General features: G+C 65.7%; 25 protein-coding genes and 1 pseudogene. 25 read left to right on the top strand and 1 reads right to left on the bottom strand.

Annotated features, from left to right (window positions below):
* Window positions 1–141, top strand: a pseudogene (gene tuf, locus Q8N10_RS12865) (elongation factor Tu); the annotation flags it as partial.
* A gap of 66 nt (window positions 142–207) precedes the next feature.
* On the opposite strand, the gene Q8N10_RS12860 reads toward tuf, so the two are convergent.
* Complete coding sequence (locus Q8N10_RS12860) at window positions 208–954, bottom strand: beta/gamma crystallin-related protein (RefSeq protein ID WP_304774862.1); 747 nt, start codon at window positions 952–954, stop codon at window positions 208–210.
* Between the two features lie 144 nt (window positions 955–1,098).
* On the opposite strand from Q8N10_RS12860, the gene Q8N10_RS12855 reads away from it, so the two are divergent.
* From Q8N10_RS12855 to rplO, 24 genes are all read left to right on the top strand, one after another.
* On the top strand, window positions 1,099–2,586 hold the full coding sequence (locus tag Q8N10_RS12855) for an adenosine deaminase (RefSeq protein WP_304774860.1): 1,488 nt from the start codon (window positions 1,099–1,101) through the stop codon (window positions 2,584–2,586).
* A gap of 91 nt (window positions 2,587–2,677) precedes the next feature.
* Complete coding sequence (locus Q8N10_RS12850; protein ID WP_304774858.1) at window positions 2,678–3,508, top strand: GIN domain-containing protein; 831 nt, start codon at window positions 2,678–2,680, stop codon at window positions 3,506–3,508.
* Window positions 3,509–3,581: 73 nt separating this feature from the next.
* Window positions 3,582–4,334 (top strand): hypothetical protein, encoded by a 753-nt coding sequence (locus Q8N10_RS12845; RefSeq protein WP_304774856.1) that lies wholly within the window; start codon window positions 3,582–3,584, stop codon window positions 4,332–4,334.
* A gap of 322 nt (window positions 4,335–4,656) precedes the next feature.
* A complete protein-coding gene (gene rpsJ, locus Q8N10_RS12840) occupies window positions 4,657–4,965 on the top strand; it encodes a 30S ribosomal protein S10 (RefSeq protein WP_056730043.1) in 309 nt (102 codons plus the stop codon).
* A gap of 13 nt (window positions 4,966–4,978) precedes the next feature.
* Window positions 4,979–5,734 carry a 50S ribosomal protein L3 gene (gene rplC, locus Q8N10_RS12835; protein ID WP_304774853.1) on the top strand — a complete coding sequence of 252 codons (756 nt, stop codon included), beginning with the start codon at window positions 4,979–4,981 and terminating at the stop codon, window positions 5,732–5,734.
* The gene (rplD, locus tag Q8N10_RS12830; RefSeq protein WP_215340968.1) at window positions 5,734–6,372 is read left to right on the top strand and encodes a 50S ribosomal protein L4; all 639 of its coding nucleotides are present in this window, start codon (window positions 5,734–5,736) and stop codon (window positions 6,370–6,372) included. Before rplC ends, rplD begins: the two co-directional genes overlap by 1 nt.
* Window positions 6,372–6,671: a 50S ribosomal protein L23 gene (locus Q8N10_RS12825; RefSeq protein WP_293492217.1), complete on the top strand. Its 300-nt coding sequence runs from the start codon at window positions 6,372–6,374 to the stop codon at window positions 6,669–6,671. Before rplD ends, Q8N10_RS12825 begins: the two co-directional genes overlap by 1 nt.
* 4 nt (window positions 6,672–6,675) lie before the next feature.
* Window positions 6,676–7,512: a 50S ribosomal protein L2 gene (gene rplB / locus Q8N10_RS12820; protein WP_304774850.1), complete on the top strand. Its 837-nt coding sequence runs from the start codon at window positions 6,676–6,678 to the stop codon at window positions 7,510–7,512.
* A gap of 3 nt (window positions 7,513–7,515) precedes the next feature.
* Complete coding sequence (rpsS, locus tag Q8N10_RS12815; RefSeq protein ID WP_215340965.1) at window positions 7,516–7,794, top strand: 30S ribosomal protein S19; 279 nt, start codon at window positions 7,516–7,518, stop codon at window positions 7,792–7,794.
* A 1-nt stretch (window position 7,795) separates the two neighbouring features.
* Window positions 7,796–8,176, top strand: a complete 381-nt coding sequence (gene rplV / locus Q8N10_RS12810; protein WP_304774847.1) for a 50S ribosomal protein L22 — start codon at window positions 7,796–7,798, stop codon at window positions 8,174–8,176.
* The gene (gene rpsC, locus Q8N10_RS12805) at window positions 8,176–8,937 is read left to right on the top strand and encodes a 30S ribosomal protein S3 (protein WP_215340963.1); all 762 of its coding nucleotides are present in this window, start codon (window positions 8,176–8,178) and stop codon (window positions 8,935–8,937) included. Before rplV ends, rpsC begins: the two co-directional genes overlap by 1 nt.
* Window positions 8,938–8,948: 11 nt before the next feature.
* A complete protein-coding gene (gene rplP / locus Q8N10_RS12800) occupies window positions 8,949–9,380 on the top strand; it encodes a 50S ribosomal protein L16 (RefSeq protein WP_304774844.1) in 432 nt (143 codons plus the stop codon).
* Window positions 9,380–9,574: a 50S ribosomal protein L29 gene (gene rpmC, locus Q8N10_RS12795; protein WP_215340961.1), complete on the top strand. Its 195-nt coding sequence runs from the start codon at window positions 9,380–9,382 to the stop codon at window positions 9,572–9,574. The genes rplP and rpmC overlap by 1 nt, the downstream gene beginning before the upstream one ends.
* A 12-nt stretch (window positions 9,575–9,586) precedes the next feature.
* Window positions 9,587–9,838 carry a 30S ribosomal protein S17 gene (rpsQ, locus tag Q8N10_RS12790; RefSeq protein ID WP_215340960.1) on the top strand — a complete coding sequence of 84 codons (252 nt, stop codon included), beginning with the start codon at window positions 9,587–9,589 and terminating at the stop codon, window positions 9,836–9,838.
* A 15-nt stretch (window positions 9,839–9,853) separates the two neighbouring features.
* A complete protein-coding gene (gene rplN / locus Q8N10_RS12785) occupies window positions 9,854–10,222 on the top strand; it encodes a 50S ribosomal protein L14 (protein WP_056018090.1) in 369 nt (122 codons plus the stop codon).
* On the top strand, window positions 10,222–10,536 hold the full coding sequence (gene rplX / locus Q8N10_RS12780; RefSeq protein WP_304774840.1) for a 50S ribosomal protein L24: 315 nt from the start codon (window positions 10,222–10,224) through the stop codon (window positions 10,534–10,536). The genes rplN and rplX overlap by 1 nt, the downstream gene beginning before the upstream one ends.
* On the top strand, window positions 10,529–11,089 hold the full coding sequence (rplE, locus tag Q8N10_RS12775) for a 50S ribosomal protein L5 (protein WP_304774838.1): 561 nt from the start codon (window positions 10,529–10,531) through the stop codon (window positions 11,087–11,089). The genes rplX and rplE overlap by 8 nt, the downstream gene beginning before the upstream one ends.
* A 21-nt stretch (window positions 11,090–11,110) precedes the next feature.
* Window positions 11,111–11,416: a 30S ribosomal protein S14 gene (gene rpsN, locus Q8N10_RS12770; RefSeq protein WP_293492206.1), complete on the top strand. Its 306-nt coding sequence runs from the start codon at window positions 11,111–11,113 to the stop codon at window positions 11,414–11,416.
* 10 nt (window positions 11,417–11,426) lie between these two features.
* On the top strand, window positions 11,427–11,822 hold the full coding sequence (rpsH, locus tag Q8N10_RS12765) for a 30S ribosomal protein S8 (protein WP_304774835.1): 396 nt from the start codon (window positions 11,427–11,429) through the stop codon (window positions 11,820–11,822).
* A 1-nt stretch (window position 11,823) separates the two neighbouring features.
* A complete protein-coding gene (rplF, locus tag Q8N10_RS12760; protein ID WP_304774833.1) occupies window positions 11,824–12,357 on the top strand; it encodes a 50S ribosomal protein L6 in 534 nt (177 codons plus the stop codon).
* A gap of 3 nt (window positions 12,358–12,360) precedes the next feature.
* Entirely contained in the window at window positions 12,361–12,720 is a 360-nt protein-coding gene (gene rplR / locus Q8N10_RS12755; RefSeq protein ID WP_304774831.1) for a 50S ribosomal protein L18, read from the top strand.
* Window positions 12,721–12,730: 10 nt separating this feature from the next.
* Window positions 12,731–13,333, top strand: a complete 603-nt coding sequence (gene rpsE / locus Q8N10_RS12750) for a 30S ribosomal protein S5 (RefSeq protein ID WP_215340953.1) — start codon at window positions 12,731–12,733, stop codon at window positions 13,331–13,333.
* Window positions 13,334–13,338: 5 nt separating this feature from the next.
* Entirely contained in the window at window positions 13,339–13,524 is a 186-nt protein-coding gene (rpmD, locus tag Q8N10_RS12745) for a 50S ribosomal protein L30 (RefSeq protein ID WP_215340952.1), read from the top strand.
* Between the two features lie 110 nt (window positions 13,525–13,634).
* Window positions 13,635–14,123, top strand: coding sequence for a 50S ribosomal protein L15 (gene rplO, locus Q8N10_RS12740; protein WP_304774829.1), 489 nt, complete (start codon window positions 13,635–13,637; stop codon window positions 14,121–14,123).
* Window positions 14,124–14,155 lie beyond the last annotated feature (32 nt).

Raw genomic sequence — 14,155 nt, 5'->3', positions numbered from 1 at the left:
GAAATGATCATGCCGGGCGACAACGCCGAACTGGACGTGGAGCTGATCACCCCGATCGCCATGGACCAGGGCCTGCGTTTCGCCATCCGCGAAGGCGGCCGCACCGTCGGCGCCGGCGTCGTGGCCAAGATCGTCGAGTAGGCTCCAGCCTCTCAGCCAAGATCAGGGCCGTCCGGGGAAACCCGGGCGGCCCTTTTCTTTGCGCGGTTATCGAACCTGCCGCATGGAGGTGATGGCGTAGGCCATGCCCACTTGGTTCAGGTCCGACACGTCCTTGCGGAAGGTCTGGCAGCGACCGCCGAAGTCCTTGTCGGTGCAGACTTCCCACTCGCCGCGCTCGATCTTCAGGCTGAGGCCGCGGTCGTTGTACTGCTTGGGCAGGTTGGTGACCTCGCTGGTGGCGCGGTAGCCGGCGCCGGCGAAACCGATCCCGTCAAAGAGGGTGATGACGCCGCCCGTGGGCCTGGGGCGTTCATAGCCGCCGCCGTAGCCGCCGCCGTTGTTTCCGTAGCCGCCACCGTAGCCGCCGCCCGGGGGGCGGCCATCACCATAGCCACCACCTTGGTATCCGCCTTGGTAGCCTCCGCCTTGGTAGCCTCCGCCTTGATATCCGCCGCCCTGATATCCGCCGTTGCCGTAGCCGCCGCCCTGCCAGCCGCCGGGGCCGCGGCCGCCCCGCATGCAGGTGAGGGCGCCGTCCTGGTTGGTGATCTCGCTGCGGCACGCCTCGAACTGGAGTGAGGTGCTGCGATAACGGCCGTTGCGGTCACGGCACTCGGCGACCAACAGCGGGTCGACAGTGCCCACCACTCGCACCCTCTGGCAGCTCTGCCAGTAGCTTCCGGGCGGCGGAGCGTTGTAGCCCTGGGCCTGGGCCCCGCCGAGCGCCGCAATTCCCAAGGCCGCCGCGCCAACACCGGCGGCTGAGCCCGCAATCCATGCCCCGATTTTCATCTCTGCGCTCTCGATTGTGAAACGTCCCTGCCGCCACCCTAGGGCGGGGCACACGTTCGGAAAAGTGCAAGGTGGAGGTTGGATCGAGAGCGACCTTGACTTGGGCCTGGGCCTCGGGCCGCTTGCGGCAAAGGGGAGGGGTGAATGATCGCGAGATACTGGGCTGCGGCGAGCCTCGCGTTCGCCCTGGTAGGCCAAGGCGCGCAGGCCGCGCCGGACGTGGCCAGGATGACCGGTGGGGAACTGACCGCCTTCACTCGTGCGATGCCCAAGGGCGGCGAACTGCACAATCACATCTCCGGCGCGATTTTCGCCGAGACCCTGCTGGCCTGGGCCGCCGAGGACGGACTTTGCATCAATGCGAAGACCCTCGCGGTCACGCCTCCATGCCAGCCGGGCGAGGATCTAAAGCCCGCCAGCGCCGTCAAGACCGACGAAGTCCTGAGGGCGGCGATGATCGACAGCTTTCCGGTGCGCAACCCGGGCTTCCTCGACCGCTCGGGGCACGACCAGTTCTTCGGATCGTTTGGGCGGTTCGGGGCGGCGGGCGCCAGGCGCGAGGGGGACATGCTGGCCCATGTGATGGACAACCTGGCGCGGCAGAACACCTACTATCTGGAGGCCATGGTGACGCCGCAGGGGGTGGCCAGCCGCGTCAGGGGCGCCCAGGTGGGCTGGAAAGGGGGCGACCTCGCCCTCCAGAAGACCGCCAACAGCGCCGCGGGCCTGGAGTCCCTGGTTGCAGCGGCCATCGCCGACACCGACGCGATGGAGGCCCGCGCCCGCAGCCTGATGAAGTGCGGCACGCCGGCGGCCCAGCCGGGCTGCCAGGTGACTGTCCGCTACCTGGTGCAGAGCAGCCGGGTCGCGCCGCCGGAGCAGACCTTCGCGCAGCTGCAGCTGGGGGTGGCGCTGGTGGCCGCCGACAAGCGATGGGTGGGTCTGCAGATGGTGGCGCCCGAGGACCATCCCCTGTCGATCACCCACTACAGCCTGCACATGAGGATGGTGGACTTTCTGACCGACCACGGCCGGACCGCCAAGGCGGCCCTGCACGCCGGCGAACTCTCCATGGACTACGCGACGCCGGAAGAGCTGCGCTATCACGTCGCCGAGGCTGTGCGTGTCGCGGGGGCGCGGCGCATCGGCCACGGGGTGGACCTGCCGCTGGAGACCGGGGCCGAGGCCCTGGCCGCCGAGATGGCCGCGAAGGGGGTCCTGGTGGAGGTCAACCTGTCCTCCAACGCGGCGATCCTCGGCGTGTCGGGCAAGGCCCACCCCTATGCGTGGCTGCGCCAGCGCGGGGTGCCAGTGAGCCTCTCGACCGACGACGCCGGCATCCTGCGGATCGACCTCTCCCACGAATATGCCCGCGCTGCGGACGACGGGGCGAGCTACGGAGACCTCAAGGCCTCGGCACGCAACGCCATCGCCTTCTCCTTCCTGGCGGGGGAGGGGCTATGGTCAGATCCCGGCGTCTATCGCCGCCCGGCCAAGGCCTGCGCGCGGCAGATCGGCAGGGCCGAACCGAAGCCCGGCCCCTGCGCCGACCTCATCGCGGTCAGCGACAAGGCCCGCGAACAATGGCGCCATGAGCGGCTGCTTGCGGCCTTCGAAGCGGCCGCCAGATGACCCCCGTGTCATGACCTCGAATTAAGCTGATCAGGCCCGCGAGGCGCTCTAGGTTCCCCTCAAGACTGCTCAACAAGAGGAGGAGATCGCCATGCGTCTTCTGACCGTTCTGACCGCCGCATCCGCCCTGGGCCTGACCGCCGGCGTCGCCAACGCCGCCACCGTTGAGGTGAAGGACGCCGTGGCCCGCGTGGTGGTGATCCCTGAGGCCCGCCAGGATATCAAGGTCGAGTTCCTGACCACGAATCCGAGCCTGCCGCTGCAGGTGCGCAGCGCCGGCGGCAAGACCATCGTCGACGGCGATCTCGATCGGAAGATCAAGAGCTGCCGCAGCGAGGGCGGCAAGGCCCGGGTCTATGTCGCTGGCGTCGGCGACATCGCCTATGAGGACATGCCCCAGATCGTGGTCCGCATGCCCAAGGACGCCCGGATCGAGGCCGGCGGGGCGGTGTTCGGCTCGGTGGGCAAGACCAACAGCCTGGAGCTGTCCAACGCCGGCTGCGGCGACTGGACGGTTGGCAACGTGGCCGGAAAGCTGAGCATCAACATCGCGGGCTCCGGCGACACCCACGCCGGGTCCTCGGGCCAGGCGTTGCTGCGGGTGGCGGGGTCGGGGGATGTCCGCACCCAGGCGATCAATGGCGCGCTGGAGATTTCCGTGGCCGGCTCCGGCGATGTGAACGTGACCTCGATCGCCGGCCCACTGAGCGTGAAGATCGCCGGCTCCGGCGACGTCAACATCCGTGCCGGCAAGGCCAGCGAGATGGAGGCGTCCATCGCCGGCTCGGGGAGTGTCGACTTCGGCGGGGTGGCCGGGAGCCTCAACGCCAAGATCGCGGGCTCTGGCGATGTGCACGTGGAGTCCGTCACCGGCGAGGTCTCCAAGGCCATCGTCGGCTCGGGCAATGTCAGCGTCGGCTAGTTCTGGCGCCGCATGAAGTGGTTCTCCGAGGCGCGGGATTTACAGATGTAAACTTCTGTGGCCTGATCTGGCCATGAAGCGACTTTCCTGTCTCGCGCTCGCCCTGGCCGTCCCCAGCCTCGCTGCGGCGCGGCCGGTCCTGACCCTCGACGCTCCGGCGGCGAGGGTCATTGTGATTCCGGAGGCGCGGCAGGACTTCGCCGTCGTCGCCGACAGGAGCTTGGCCATTCACCCCATGGCCGGCGGCGGCGCCCGGATCAGCGGGGCGAGCTCCTGGTTGGAGCAGACCATCCCCTGGCTGTTCGGCTATTCCTGCAAGGCCACCGGTGTCAGCCGCTGGGGCCAGACGCGGCTGATCAGCGACCTTCCCACCGTGACGGTGCGGGTCCCCCTGGACGCCGAGATCGTCTCGAAGGGGGCGATCCATGGCCAGGTCGGCGGGGGCAAGGCGCTCAGGCTCTCGGCCGATGGCTGCGGGACCTGGCGCCTGGGGGCCTTCTCCAGCGGCGTGATCCTCAGCCAGTCGGGAGCCGGCCAGGTGATCGCCAACCGTGTGGACGGCAAGCTGACCGCCACAGTGGACGACGCCGGATCCATCATCGTGAGGGATGGGGTGGTCTCCACCGCCAACCTGGTGATGAACGGGTCCGGCCGGATCGATCACCGGGGAACCGCCGGAATCCTGTACGCCAAGATGAACAGCTCGGGGCTCATCACCGTGCGGCTGCTGGCCGGCCAGGCCAACGTTTCATACGATGGGAACGGAAATGTCCGCTGGGGCCGGCCCAAGGGCAGGAAGTTCTGCAGCGGCCTGTCCTGCTATTGAACGGCTCCCTCAAAACTTCCTGAACCGGGGCGGTTGCTGGCCTTGACGAGGCCGAGTCGCACACGTATAGACGCGCCTCCTGTTGGATCGGCTGTGCGCTTCGAAGTGATTTGAAGCGCAGACGCGGTTCGCGGAACGACCCGAGGCCTCGAGAAATCAGGGCGTCGGGCGGGGCCCTCGCGGAAATCTTTCGCGCGGGCCTATGTCGTTTTTAGCGGACTTACGCGTACGAGCGTCTCTCTTGAGAGGCGTTTGGGTTGGTCTTTGAAATGGTCAAAGTCACGCGGACGGACGTCGTCTGTAGGGGAAATTGAAGAGCGATATGGATCGTCAGAACATCCGCATCCGGCTCAAGGCCTTCGATCACCGCGTGCTGGATCATTCCACGCGCGAGATCGTAAATACGGCTAAGCGCACCGGCGCGACCGTGCGGGGGCCTATCCCCCTGCCGACGCACATCGAAAAATTCACCGTCAACCGTTCGCCGCACATCGACAAGAAGTCGCGCGAGCAGTTCGAAATCCGCACGCATAAGCGCGTGCTCGATATCGTCGACCCCACTCCGCAGACCGTGGACGCGCTGATGAAGCTCGACCTGTCCGCCGGCGTGGACGTCGAGATCAAGCTCTAGAGGGGATCGGTCGATGCGTACCGGCGTGATCGCCAAGAAACTGGGCATGGCGCGCTTCTTCGATGAAGCGGGAACCCATGTGCCGGTGACCGTCCTCAGCCTCGAAGGCTGTCAGGTCACCGCTCATCGGACCCAGGATAAAGACGGCTATGTCGCCCTCCAACTCGGAGCCGGCGCCAAGAAGGCCAAGAACACCTCCAAGGCCATGCGTGGTCACTTCGCCAAGAGCGAAGTCGAGCCCAAGCATGAGCTGGCCGAGTTCCGCGTCACCGAGGACAACCTCATCGACGTGGGCGCGGAGTTCACCGCCGACCACTTCGTCCCCGGCCAGAAGGTCGATGTGACGGCCAAGACGGTCGGCAAGGGTTTCCAGGGCGCCATGAAGCGCTGGAACTTCGGCGGCATGCGCGCCACCCACGGGGTGTCGGTCTCTCACCGTGCGCACGGCTCCACCGGTCAACGTCAAGACCCGGGCAAGACCTTCAAGGGCAAGAAGATGGCTGGCCACCTTGGTCAGGAAACCGTCACCACCCTGAACGTCTCGGTCTGGCGCATCGACGTCGAGCGCGGCCTGATCCTGATCAAGGGCGCGGTCCCCGGCACCGAGGGCACCTACGTAAAGATCCGCGACGCCATCAAGTCGGCCCGTCCGGCTGAAGCCCCGGTCCCCGGCGGCTTCCGCAAGGCTGGCCAGGTCGCTCCCGCCGCTGACGCGGCGCCGGTGGAAGAGGCTTCGGCCGAAGCCCCCGCAGCCGAGGGCGCAGAATAATGAAACTCGACGTCATCAAACTTGACGGCGCCAAGGGCGGTTCGATCGAACTGTCCGACGCCGTGTTCGGCATCGACGAGATCCGTGGCGATATCCTCCAGCGCATGGTCACCTGGCAACTCGCCAAGCGCCGCGCCGGCACCCACAAGATCCAGGTCCGCAACGAGGTCTCTCGTACGGGCAAGAAGATGTACAAGCAGAAGGGCTCCGGCGGCGCTCGTCACGGTTCGCGCCGTGCAGCCCAGTTCGTCGGCGGCGCCAAGGCCCACGGTCCCGTGGTCCGCAGCCACGCCTTCGACCTGCCCAAGAAGTTCCGCGCCCTGGCCCTGCGCCATGCGCTGTCGTCCAAGGTGAAAACCGGCTCGCTGGTTGTCCTGGACGCCGCGGTGCTGACCGATCCGAAGACCGCCGCGCTTCGCGCCCAGTTCGACACCATGGGCCTGAAGAACGCGCTGATCATCGCCGGCGCCGAAGTGGACAACAACTTCGCCCTGGCCGCCCGCAACATCCCCAACGTGGATGTGCTGCCGAACGCCGGTCTGAATGTCTACGACGTGCTGCGTCGCCATACGCTGGTCCTGACCAAGGACGCGGTGGATGCGATCAACGCCCGCTTCGCCGAGAAGGAGGCCGCGTGATGGCTAATCCCGTCGCCCGCCACTACGACGCGATCCTGTCGCCTGTGATCACCGAGAAGGCCACCCTGCTCTCCGAGCAGAACAAGGTCGTCTTCCGCGTGGCCAAGGATACGACGAAGGACGAAATCGCCGCCGCTGTCGAAGCGCTGTTCAAAGTCACGGTCACCAAGGTCAACACCCTGGTGGTCAAGGGCAAGACCAAGCGCTTCCGTGGCCGTCCGGGCCGTCGCTCGGACGTCAAGAAAGCCATCGTGACCCTGGCCGAAGGCCAGTCGATCGACATCACCACGGGGCTCTAAGCAGATGGCTCTGAAACATTACAATCCGACTTCGCCGGGCCGTCGTAGCCTGGTGCTGGTCGACAAGTCCGAGCTCCACAAGGGCGGCCCGGTCAAGTCCCTGGTTCAGGGCCTGACCAAGTCCGGCGGTCGTGGCGGCGGTGGCCGTATCGCTGTCCGCTTCCGCGGCGGCGGCGCCAAGCGCCTCTATCGGACCATCGATTTCAAGCGCCGCAAGTGGGACATGCCCGCGACCGTCGAGCGCCTGGAGTACGACCCCAACCGCACCGCCTGGATCGCGCTGATCAAGTATGAGGACGGCGAGCTGTCCTACATCCTGGCTCCGCAGCGCCTGAAGGTGGGCGACCAGGTGATCGCCTCCGAAAAGGCCGACGTGAAGCCGGGCAACGCCATGCCGCTTCGTGGCATGCCCATCGGCACGATCATTCACAACATCGAGCTGAAGCCCCTCAAGGGCGGCCAGGTCGCCCGGTCCGCCGGCGCCTACGCCCAGCTGGTCGGCCGCGACGCCGGCTACGCCCAGGTCCGCCTGGGTTCGGGCGAGCTTCGGATGGTCCAGGACACCTGCATGGCCACGGTCGGCGCGGTGTCCAACCAGGATCACATGAACCAGGTGCTGGGTAAGGCCGGTCGCACGCGTCACATGGGCTTCCGCCCGCACGTCCGCGGCGTCGTCATGAACCCCGTCGATCACCCCCACGGCGGCGGCGAAGGCCGCACCTCGGGCGGTCGTCACCCGGTTACCCCGTGGGGCAAGCCGACCAAGGGCTCCAAGACCCGCACCAACAAGACGACGGATAAGTACATCATCCGTTCGCGCCACGCTCGGAAGGCTCGTTAATCCATGACCCGTTCCGTCTGGAAAGGTCCGTTCGTCGACGGATACCTGATCAAGAAGGCCGAAACCGCTCAGGGTTCGGGCCGCAAGGACGTGATCAAGACCTGGTCGCGCCGCTCCACCATCATGCCGCAGTTCGTTGGTCTGACGTTCGGCGTGCACAACGGCCAGAAGCACGTCCCCGTGCTGATCAGCGAAGACATGGTTGGCATGAAGCTCGGTGAGTTCGCGCCCACCCGGTACTTCCCCGGCCACGCCGCCGACAAGAAGGCGAAGAGGAAGTAGCATGTCCAAGCAAGCGAAACCCCGGCGCCTCCAAGGCATCGAAGCGATGGCCAAGGTCCGCACCCTGCGCACCTCGGCCCAGAAGCTGAACCTGGTCGCTCAGTCGATCCGCGGCCTCAAGGTGCAGCGGGCCCTCAACGAACTCGAGTTCAGCCCCAAGCGCATCGCCCAAGATGTCCGCAAGGCGCTCGCCTCGGCCATCTCGAACGCCGAGAACAACCACAACCTCGACATCGACTCCCTGGTCGTCGCCGAGGCCTTCGTGGGCAAGAACCTGGTCATGAAGCGTTTCGCCGCCCGCGCCCGCGGTCGTGCGTCGCGCATTGAGAAGCCGTTCAGCGAGATCACCATCGTGGTCCGCGAACTGGGTGAGGCTGCCTGATGGGTCAGAAAGTAAATCCGGTCGGGCTTCGCCTCGGCATCAACCGTACCTGGGACAGCCGCTGGTTCGCCGACGGCCCGGAATACGGCAAGCTGCTGCACGAAGACATCAAGGTCCGTAAGATGCTGAAGAAGCGTCTCTATCAGGCCGGCGTCTCGCGCATCATCATTGAGCGTCCCCACAAGAAGTGCCGCATCACCATCTATGCCGCGCGCCCTGGCGTGATCATCGGCAAGAAGGGTGCGGACATCGACAAGCTCCGCAAGGACGTCAACACGATCACCGACGGCGAGGTTCACCTGAACATCGTCGAGATCCGCAAGCCCGAGACCGACGCGCAACTGGTGGCCGAGAACATCGCCCAGCAGCTGGAACGCCGGATCGCCTTCCGCCGCGCCATGAAGCGCTCGCTGCAAAGCGCGCTGCGTCTGGGCGCCAAGGGGATGCGGGTTGAAGTGGCCGGCCGCCTCGGTGGCGCGGAAATCGCGCGGACCGAAAGCTATCACGAAGGCCGCGTGCCGCGTCACACCCTGCGTGCGGACATCGACTACGGCGTCACCGAAGCCAAGACCACCTACGGCATTATCGGCGTGAAGGTCTGGGTCTTCAAAGGTGAAGTCCTCGATCATGACCCGATGGCCCTGGACAAGCGCCTGGCCACTGAATCCGGCCCGGCCGGCGAAGGTGGCGGACGTGACCGTTCGGGCGACCGTCCTGACCGTGGCCCGCGCCGTGACCGTCGCGACCAGGCCGGAGCGTAGGATCCAGAGCTATGCTGTCACCCAAGAAAACCAAGTACCGCAAGCAGTTCAAGGGCAAGATCCACGGGAACTCGAAGGGCGGCTTCACGCTGAACTTCGGCTCCTACGGTCTCAAGACCATTGAGCCCGAGCGGATCACCGCGCGTCAGATCGAGGCGGCCCGCCGCGCGATCACCCGTCAGATGAAGCGTCAGGGCCGGGTCTGGATCCGGATCTTCCCGGACGTTCCCGTCACCGACAAGCCCGCCGAAGTCCGGATGGGTAAGGGCAAGGGCGCCGTTGAGTACTGGGCCGCGCGCGTCGCGCCGGGCCGGATCATGTTCGAAATCGACGGCGTGCCGGACGATGTGGCCCGTGAAGCCCTGCGCCTCGGCGCGGCCAAGCTTCCCGTGAAGACCCGCATCGTGACGCGGATCGACGCCCCTGTGGCGGAGGCCGCGTGATGAAGATTGATGACGTCCGGGGCATGACGCCCGACCAACTGGCCGAGTCCCTGCTGAACCTGAAGAAAGAGCAGTTCAACCTGCGCTTCCAGGCCGCCACGGGCCAGGTCGAGAAGACCCACCGCTCGAACGAAGTCCGCAAGGACATCGCGCGGATCAAGACCATCCTGCGCGCCAAGCAGGCTGCGGCTTAAGGAGAACGACACATGCCCAAGCGAATTCTCGAAGGCGTCGTCGTCTCCGACAAGGGTGACAAGACGCTCGTGGTGAAGGTCGAACGGACCTTCCTGCATCCGGTGCTGAAGAAGACCGTCCGTCGGTCCAAGAAGTACCACGCCCATGACGAGGCCAACGTCTACAAGGCCGGCGAAATCGTCCGCATCATCGAATGCGCGCCGAAATCGAAAACCAAGACCTGGGAAGCGCTGCCTAAGGCCGCCGCTGTCCAGGGCTCGTAAGGAAAGTCTGATCCCATGATCCAGATGCAGACTAACCTCGAAGTCGCCGACAACTCCGGCGCGCGTCGTGTGATGTGCATCAAGGTGCTCGGCGGCGCTGGCCGTCGTTACGCCGGCGTGGGCGACAAGATTGTCGTCTCCGTCAAGGAAGCCATTCCGCGCGGCCGGGTGAAGAAGGGCGATGTGCTGCAAGCCATCGTCGTGCGCACGTCCTCGGCCATCAAGCGCAAGGACGGCTCGGTGATCCGGTTCGACAAGAACGCGGCCGTGATCGTGAACAAGCAAAGCGAGCCGATCGGCACGCGGATCTTCGGCCCGGTTCCCCGTGAACTGCGCGCCAAGAACCACATGAAGATCATCTCCCTCGCGCCTGAGGTGCTGTAATGGCCGCGAAGATCAAGAAGGGGGATCGCGTCGTGATCCTCGCCGGGAAGGACAAGGGCCGCCAAGGCGCCGTCCTGAAGGTGATGCCTAAGGAAGAGCGCGTCGTCGTGGAAGGCCTGAACCTGGTTCAGCGTCACACCCGTGCGACCCAGGCCGATCCCCAGGGCGGTATCAAGAGCAAGGAAGCCGCGCTGCACGTCTCGAACGTCGCCATCGTGGACTCCAAGGGCAAGCCGACCCGCGTCGGTTTCCGTGTCGATGGCGACAAGAAGGTCCGCGTCGCCAAGACGACCGGTGAGGTGATCAATGGCTGAGCAAGCTTACGAGCCGCGGCTGAAAACCGAATATCGCCAGCGCATCCGCGCGGCGATGAAGGAACAGTTCGCCTATACCAATGAGATGCAGATCCCCAAGCTGGACAAGATCGTCCTGAACATGGGTATCGGCGAGGCCGTGGCCGACTCCAAGAAGGTCAACTCGGCCATCGCGGACCTGGCGGCGATCGCCGGCCAGAAGCCGCTGCCGACCAAGGCCCGCAACTCCATCGCCGGCTTCAAGCTGCGCGAGGGCATGGTGGTCGGTGCGAAGGTCACCCTTCGCGCGGATCGCATGTACGAGTTCCTGGACCGTCTGATCACCATCGCTTTGCCGCGGGTGAAGGACTTCCGGGGCCTGAAGCGGACGTCGTTCGATGGTCGTGGCAACTACGCCATGGGTCTGAAGGAGCACATCGTGTTCCCGGAGATCAACTACGACCAGATCGACCAGATGTGGGGCATGGACATTATCGTCGCCACGACAGCGAAGACCGACGACGAAGCGCGCGCGCTTCTCAAGGAATTCCAATTCCCGTTCGTTCAAGCGTAACCGGCGGGAAGGAAAGAACAGATGGCTAAGAAAAGCGCCGTAAACCGCAACGAGATGGTCAAGAAGCTGGTGAAGCAATTCGCCGGCAAGCGCGAGGCGCTGAAGGCGATCGCGAACAATGAGAGCCTGCCCCTCGAAGAACGCTTCGAAGCTCGCCTCAAGCTTGCCGAACTGCCGCGCAACTCGTCCAAGACCCGCATCCGTAACCGGTGCGAGATCACGGGGCGTCCGCGGGCCTATTACCGCAAGCTGCGTATGAGCCGGATCGCCCTGCGCGATCTGGGATCGAATGGCCAGATTCCTGGCCTCGTGAAGTCGAGCTGGTGAGGAGGGTCTCATGGTGAACGACCCCGTTGGCGATATGATCGCCCGCATCAAGAACGCCGCGACCCGCGGCCGTTCGAAAGTCCTGTGCCCGGCCTCGAAGATGCGCGCGCGCGTCCTCGATGTGCTGGCCGACGAAGGCTACATCCGCGGCTACCACCTGGTTCAGGTGCCCGGCGCCTTCCCGGAATTCGAAATCGAGCTGAAGTACTTCGACGGCCAGCCGGTCATCGTGGAAATCCGCCGCGTTTCGAAGCCTGGCCGTCGCGTCTATTCGTCGATCTCGGATCTGAAGCCCGTGAAGAACGGTCTTGGGATCTCGATCCTGTCGACGCCGAAGGGCGTCATGTCCGACACGGCCGCGCGTGACGCGAACGTGGGCGGCGAAGTCCTCTGCAGGGTCTACTAGAATGTCCCGTATCGGAAAGAAGGCGGTCGCCGTCCCCTCAGGGGTGACGGTCACCATCTCCGGTCAGACCATCGAGGTGAAGGGGCCCAAGGGCCAACTCTCCTGGACGCTGCCGGAAGAAATCGTCGTGAAGCAGGAGGGCGCTGAGCTGCTCCTGACCAAGAGCGTCGAGAACACCCGGGCGCAAGCCATGTGGGGCCTCTCGCGCACCCTGGTGAGCAACATGGTCGAGGGGACGACCGCCGGTTTCGAGAAGACCCTCGAACTGGTGGGCGTCGGTTACCGCGCCGCGATGAAGGGCGACGCGCTCTCCATGCAGCTCGGCTTTAGCCATGACGTGGATGTGCCCCCGCCCAGCGGGATCACCTTCGCGGTGCCCAAGCAAACCGAAATCAAGATCAGCGGCATCGACAAGCAGGTCGTTGGCGAGATCGCCTCGAAGATCCGCGGGCTCCGGCCCCCCGAGCCCTACAAGGGCAAGGGCGTCCGCTATGCGGGCGAAGTGGTCCGTCGCAAGGAAGGCAAGAAGAAGTAGGTCATGGCTCTTTCTCCTCGTGACACCGCCAAGCGCCGCGCCGAGCGCACGCGCATTCGCCTGCGGTCGCTGGCCAATGGTCGCCCGCGTCTGTCGGTCTTCCGCTCGTCCAAGCAGATCTACGCCCAGATCATCGATGATGCTCGTGGCGTGACCCTGGCCGCCGCGTCCTCGCTGGAAGGCGACGACAAGAAGGTCAAGGGCTCGGACAAGGACGCCGCCGCCCGCGTCGGCGCCCTGGTCGCCCAGCGCGCCATCGAAAAGGGCGTCAAGGATGTCGTCTTCGATCGCGGCGGCTACATTTACCACGGCCGGGTCAAGGCCCTCGCCGACGCCGCGCGCGAAGCCGGCCTGAACTTCTAGGGGTACGCAGATGGCTCGTGGAAACTCACAAGGTGGCGGCGACGGTAACCGTCGCGACCGCAACCGCGGCAACCCCGCTGAAGAACGCGCCGATTCCGACATCGTCGAGAAACTGGTGCACATCAACCGCGTCGCCGCGACCGTGAAGGGGGGGCGTCGTTTCTCGTTCGCCGCCCTGATGATCGTCGGCGACCAGAAGGGCCGCGTCGGCTTCGGTCACGGTAAGGCCCGTGAAGTGCCGGAAGCGATCCGCAAGGCGACGGAAGAAGCCAAGAAGACGATGATCCGTGTGCCGCTCCGCGAGAGCCGCACCCTGCACCACGACGGCAACGGCCGTTGGGGCGCCGGCAAGGTCATGGTCCGCTCGGCGCCTCCCGGCACCGGCGTCATCGCTGGCGGTCCGATGCGTGCCGTGCTCGAAACCCTGGGCGTCCAGGACGTGGTCGGCAAGTCGGTCGGTTCGTCCAACCCCTACAACATGGTGCGCGCGACCTTCGAGGCGCTGAAGGCTCAGTCTTCGCCCCGCCAGGTCGCCGCCAAGCGCGGCAAGAAGGTCGCTGACGTGATCGGCCGCCGCGCCGACGGCGCCAGCGCCGCCGGCGACGGAGAATAAGAACCATGGCTACTGTCACTGTTCGTCAGACCGGCAGCCCGCTCCGCCGCACCAAGGACCAGCGCGCCACCCTGGTGGGCCTGGGCCTCAACAAGATGGGCCGTGTCTCCACCCTGGAAGACACCCCTTCGGTGCGCGGGATGATCGCCAAGGTCGCCCACATGCTTGAAGTGGTCGAGACCAAGGCCTAAAGGCTTCTCTAGCAAGACTTCGAAGGGCGGCGCTTGCGCCGCCCTTCTGACATTTCCATCAGCCGAGTCGGGCGTGAGCCCGGCGATTGATCTCCAAGGAGAGGCGTCACATGACCAAACTCAATGAACTGAAGCCGCGCGAAGGCTCCACCAAGAACCGCATGCGCGTTGGCCGCGGTGAAGGTTCCGGCAAGGGCAAGACCGGCGGCCGCGGCGTCAAGGGCCAGAAGGCGCGCTCTGGCGTCGCCATCGCCGGCTTCGAAGGCGGCCAGATGCCGCTGCACATGCGCATGCCCAAGCGCGGGTTCAACAATCCCAACGCCCTGAAGTTCGCCGAGGTGAACTTCTGGCGTCTCGAGCAGGCGATCGCCGCCGGCAAGCTCGACGCCGGCAAGCCCATCGACGCGGCGGTGCTGATCGCCTCGGGCGTCGTGCGCCGTGAACTGGATGGCGTCCGCCTACTGGGCAAGGGCGCCCTGACCTCCAAGCTCGACATCACCGTCCACTCGGCGTCCGCCGCGGCCAAGGCCGCGGTCGAAAAGGCCGGCGGCAAGATCACGACGACGGCCCCGGCCGCCGCCGAATCGGCCGAAGCCTAAGTCCGCCTGGGTCCGTCCCTCCCCGATGAGGG

The organism is Phenylobacterium sp., assembly GCF_030693625.1.
GTDB classification, from domain to species: Bacteria; Pseudomonadota; Alphaproteobacteria; order Caulobacterales; family Caulobacteraceae; genus Phenylobacterium; species Phenylobacterium ferrooxidans.
This window is presented reverse-complemented; position numbering and strand designations above follow the sequence as displayed.